Source organism: Mycobacterium sp. TH-M15 (assembly GCF_057473705.1).
Genome location: NZ_JBYCLB010000618.1, coordinates 1 through 3,320, shown reverse-complemented (window position 1 = coordinate 3,320; position 3,320 = coordinate 1). Strand labels below are relative to the sequence as shown.

The 3,320-nt window shown below is 70.4% G+C and carries 5 protein-coding genes and 1 pseudogene; 3 read left to right on the top strand and 3 right to left on the bottom strand.

The features are described from left to right. Positions 1 to 121: pseudogene (locus tag AC2VNT_RS15130) on the top strand (PAC2 family protein); the annotation flags it as partial. Between the two features lie 35 nt (positions 122 to 156). Here AC2VNT_RS15130 and nrdR read toward each other — a convergent pair. Together nrdR and AC2VNT_RS15120 are read right to left on the bottom strand one after the other, a co-directional pair. Further along, the gene (nrdR, locus tag AC2VNT_RS15125) at positions 157 to 621 is read right to left on the bottom strand and encodes a transcriptional regulator NrdR (RefSeq protein WP_486947635.1); all 465 of its coding nucleotides are present in this window, start codon (positions 619 to 621) and stop codon (positions 157 to 159) included. A 118-nt stretch (positions 622 to 739) separates the two neighbouring features. Next, complete coding sequence (locus AC2VNT_RS15120) at positions 740 to 1,243, bottom strand: LysM peptidoglycan-binding domain-containing protein (protein ID WP_486947634.1); 504 nt, start codon at positions 1,241 to 1,243, stop codon at positions 740 to 742. Between the two features lie 228 nt (positions 1,244 to 1,471). Between AC2VNT_RS15120 and lexA the strand changes: the two genes are divergently transcribed. Next, positions 1,472 to 2,164: a transcriptional repressor LexA gene (gene lexA, locus AC2VNT_RS15115; RefSeq protein WP_486947633.1), complete on the top strand. Its 693-nt coding sequence runs from the start codon at positions 1,472 to 1,474 to the stop codon at positions 2,162 to 2,164. A gap of 13 nt (positions 2,165 to 2,177) precedes the next feature. On the opposite strand, the gene folE is transcribed toward lexA, so the two are convergent. Then, a complete protein-coding gene (gene folE, locus AC2VNT_RS15110; RefSeq protein WP_486947632.1) occupies positions 2,178 to 2,771 on the bottom strand; it encodes a GTP cyclohydrolase I FolE in 594 nt (197 codons plus the stop codon). Positions 2,772 to 2,857: 86 nt separating this feature from the next. On the opposite strand from folE, the gene AC2VNT_RS15105 reads away from it, so the two are divergent. Then, positions 2,858 to 3,320 (top strand): helix-turn-helix domain-containing protein (locus AC2VNT_RS15105; protein ID WP_486947631.1); only part of this gene is annotated, 463 nt, incomplete at its 3' end.

Sequence of the window (3,320 nt, the reverse complement as noted above, 5' to 3'; positions counted from 1 at the left end):
GAACCGGGCGCTGCGGGCCCGCGAGGAGGAGCTGCCCAGCGCCGACGAACTCGGCGCCGAGTTCGAGCGGTTCCTCGCCCAGCAGGCCCGCAAGGATTCTCCTGGCGGCGACCTCAGCTGACCGGGCCGCAGGTGGCCGGACGACCGCCGGCCAGCTCAGCCGGGGGCGGACAGCTGCCGGTGCGCCCGCAGCACCTCGATCTCCCGCTCGAAATCGTCGGCGGAGGTGAACGACCGATACACCGAGGCGAACCGCAGATAGGCCACCTCGTCGAGATCGCGCAGCGGCCCCAGGATCGCCAGCCCCACCTCGTGGCTGGCCACCTCCGGCGACCCGGCGGCGCGCACGGTGTCCTCCACCCGCTGGGCCAGCAGGTTCAACGCATCGTCGTCGACCCGGCGGCCCTGGCAGGCCCGGCGGACCCCGCTGATCACCTTCTCCCGACTGAACGGCTCGGTGATGCCGCTGCGCTTGACGACCGCCAGCACCGCGGTCTCCACGGTGCTGAACCGCCGACCGCACTCCGGGCACGACCGGCGTCGGCGGATGGCCTGGCCTTCATCGGTCTCGCGCGAGTCGACCACCCGCGAGTCGGGATGGCGGCAGAACGGGCAGTGCACAGCCACTCCTTCGCCGTGCCGAAAACCGGACACCTCAGACAGCTCGGACAACTTGGACAAGTGCGAGCGTACCTGCGTGGGTGCCGGGTCAGGCAAGGCTGGAGCCGGGTACCTGCCGTCAGCCGATCGGCGCGATCAGCGTCTCTCCGGCGTCCAGCGCCGCCGAATCCAGCTGGTTGAGGTCGCGGATCCGGGCGACCACCTGGCCGTTCGGCGCATCGGGCGCCACCCGGGCCGCCAGATGCTGCAGGCTCTCGCCGACGTGCACCTGCACCACCCCCAGTTTCTCCGGCACCACGGCACCGGTGCGGGCCACCGTGGCTCCGAGGTTGGCCATCAGCCCCAGCCAGAGCGTGATCGCGGCGGCGACCAGCGCCAGCACCACGGTGTTCGCCGGGGTGATCGGGCGCGGCCGGTGCGACGTCTGCGACATCAGCACCCCGGTTCCCCGGTAACGCACCGGCGACCCGGCGGGACGCTGACCGGGCGGCCGGATCCGGGGCGGCACGCCGCGCGACACGCCGGCGGCGCGGCGAGGCACCGGCGCCCGAAAATGGGCCCGACCATGGCCATGGCCACGGCCGGCCGGCGTGCCGGGTGAGATCGGGTCGATGAGTGTCATCATGTGCGTTCCTCCGTGGTTCGGCACTGCCTACGATGTTCGCCCTGATGTTCGAAAGCATACCGCACATCTGTTCGATTACCGAACATCTGATCGAACTTTTGCCGGAACTGTAGACCCGGACACCGACAACCGACCTTCGGGAGCGGGCCCGGCCGGCCGGTCCGACCGCGACACGCTCGAACACATGTTTGATTATCGGCTGGCGGGCGGCTAACATTCGGCGCCATGAGCGAGAGCACACCCACGCCGGCCGCCGGCAACCACAACCGGGCACCGGAGTCCGCGCTCACGGCGCGGCAACGCACCATCCTCGACGTCATCCGCGCCTCGGTGACCAGCCGGGGCTACCCGCCGAGCATCCGGGAGATCGGCGATGCGGTCGGGCTGACCTCGACGTCGTCGGTCGCCCATCAGCTGCGCACCCTGGAACGCAAGGGCTACCTGCGCCGGGACCCGAACCGGCCACGGGCGGTCGACGTCCGGGGGCTGGACGACGGGACGGTCAGCCCGATCACGGACGTCGCCGGGTCCGACGCGCTGCCCGAACCCACGTTCGTGCCGGTGCTGGGCCGGATCGCGGCCGGCGGACCGATCCTGGCCGAGGAGGCCGTCGAGGACGTCTTCCCGCTCCCCCGCGAGCTGGTCGGTGAGGGCACCCTGTTCCTGCTCAAGGTCGTCGGCGAGTCGATGGTCGACGCAGCGATCTGCGACGGCGACTGGGTGGTGGTGCGTCAGCAGAACGTCGCCGACAACGGCGACATCGTCGCCGCGATGATCGACGGCGAGGCCACCGTCAAGACGTTCAAGCGCACCGGCGGTCAGGTCTGGCTGATGCCGCACAACCCCGCGTTCGACCCGATTCCGGGCAACGACGCGCAGATACTCGGCAAGGTGGTCACCGTCATCCGCCGAATCTGACCGGCCCGGGGGGCTACCGGCAGCCGCCGATTCCGGTGTGCGAGAAGAACTCCTGGCGGGAGCGGACGTCGCTGCGCAGCGTTCCCAGCAGGGTGGAGGTGACGGTCGTCGAGCCGGTGGCGTGCACGCCGCGCAGCGTCATGCAGGTGTGCTCGGCGCGGATCACCACGCCGACCGCGCGCGGCTTGAGATGGTCGGTGAGCCAGTCGGCCACCTGTCTGGTCAACCGCTCCTGCACCTGCGGCCGGGCCGCGAAGTACTCGACCACCCGAGCCAGCTTGGACAGCCCCAGAATTCGGTCTCCCGGCAGATAGCCGACGCAGGCCGTCCCGGTGAACGGCAGCAGGTGGTGCTCGCAGACCGACCGCAGCGGGATGTCCCGGACCAGCACCAGCTCGTCGTAGCCCTCGTCGTTCGGGAACGTGGTGGCCTCGAACGGCTCCGGGGTGAACAGCTCCGCGTATGCCCGGGCCATCCGTGCCGGGGTGTCCCGCATCTGCTCGCTGGCCGTGCCGATACCCAGCGCGTCCAGGAACGCCGCGGCGGCAGCCGCGGCGGCGTCCAGATCCGGGACTGATCGGTCCAGCAATCGTAAGTCCGCCGTCATCTCGACCTCCGTATCGATAACATATCTTATATTTAGAATGGATTGTAGCGTCTATTCGCCAAGTTTTTTGGTGTTACATTGAAGGCATGGGCCATGAACACGGAGACGGCCTGGACCCGCTGACCGGCTTGAGCAGTCTGGACGATCCGGTGCGCTGGCGGCTCTACCAGTACGTTTCATCCCGCGACGACCCGGTGGCCCGCGACGACGCCGCGGCGACCGTCGGCATCAGCCGGACCCTGGCCGCCTACCACCTGGACAAGCTGGCGGACGCGGGCATCCTGGTGGTCAGCTACGCCCGTCCGGCGGGTCGATCCGGCCCCGGTGCCGGCCGACCGGCCAAGCGGTATGCGCGCACCCGCAACGAGCTGTCGGTGACCGTGCCGCCGCGCAACTACGGCCTGCTGGCCGATCTGCTGGTCTCCGCGATGGCCGCCGACAACGCAGCCGGCGCGGTGCGGACCGCGGTGACCGGCGCAGCCCGGCGGGCCGGGCGGGCCAGTGGGGCCCGGCACGACGTCTTCGGCGCGCTCTGCGACTGCGGCTACG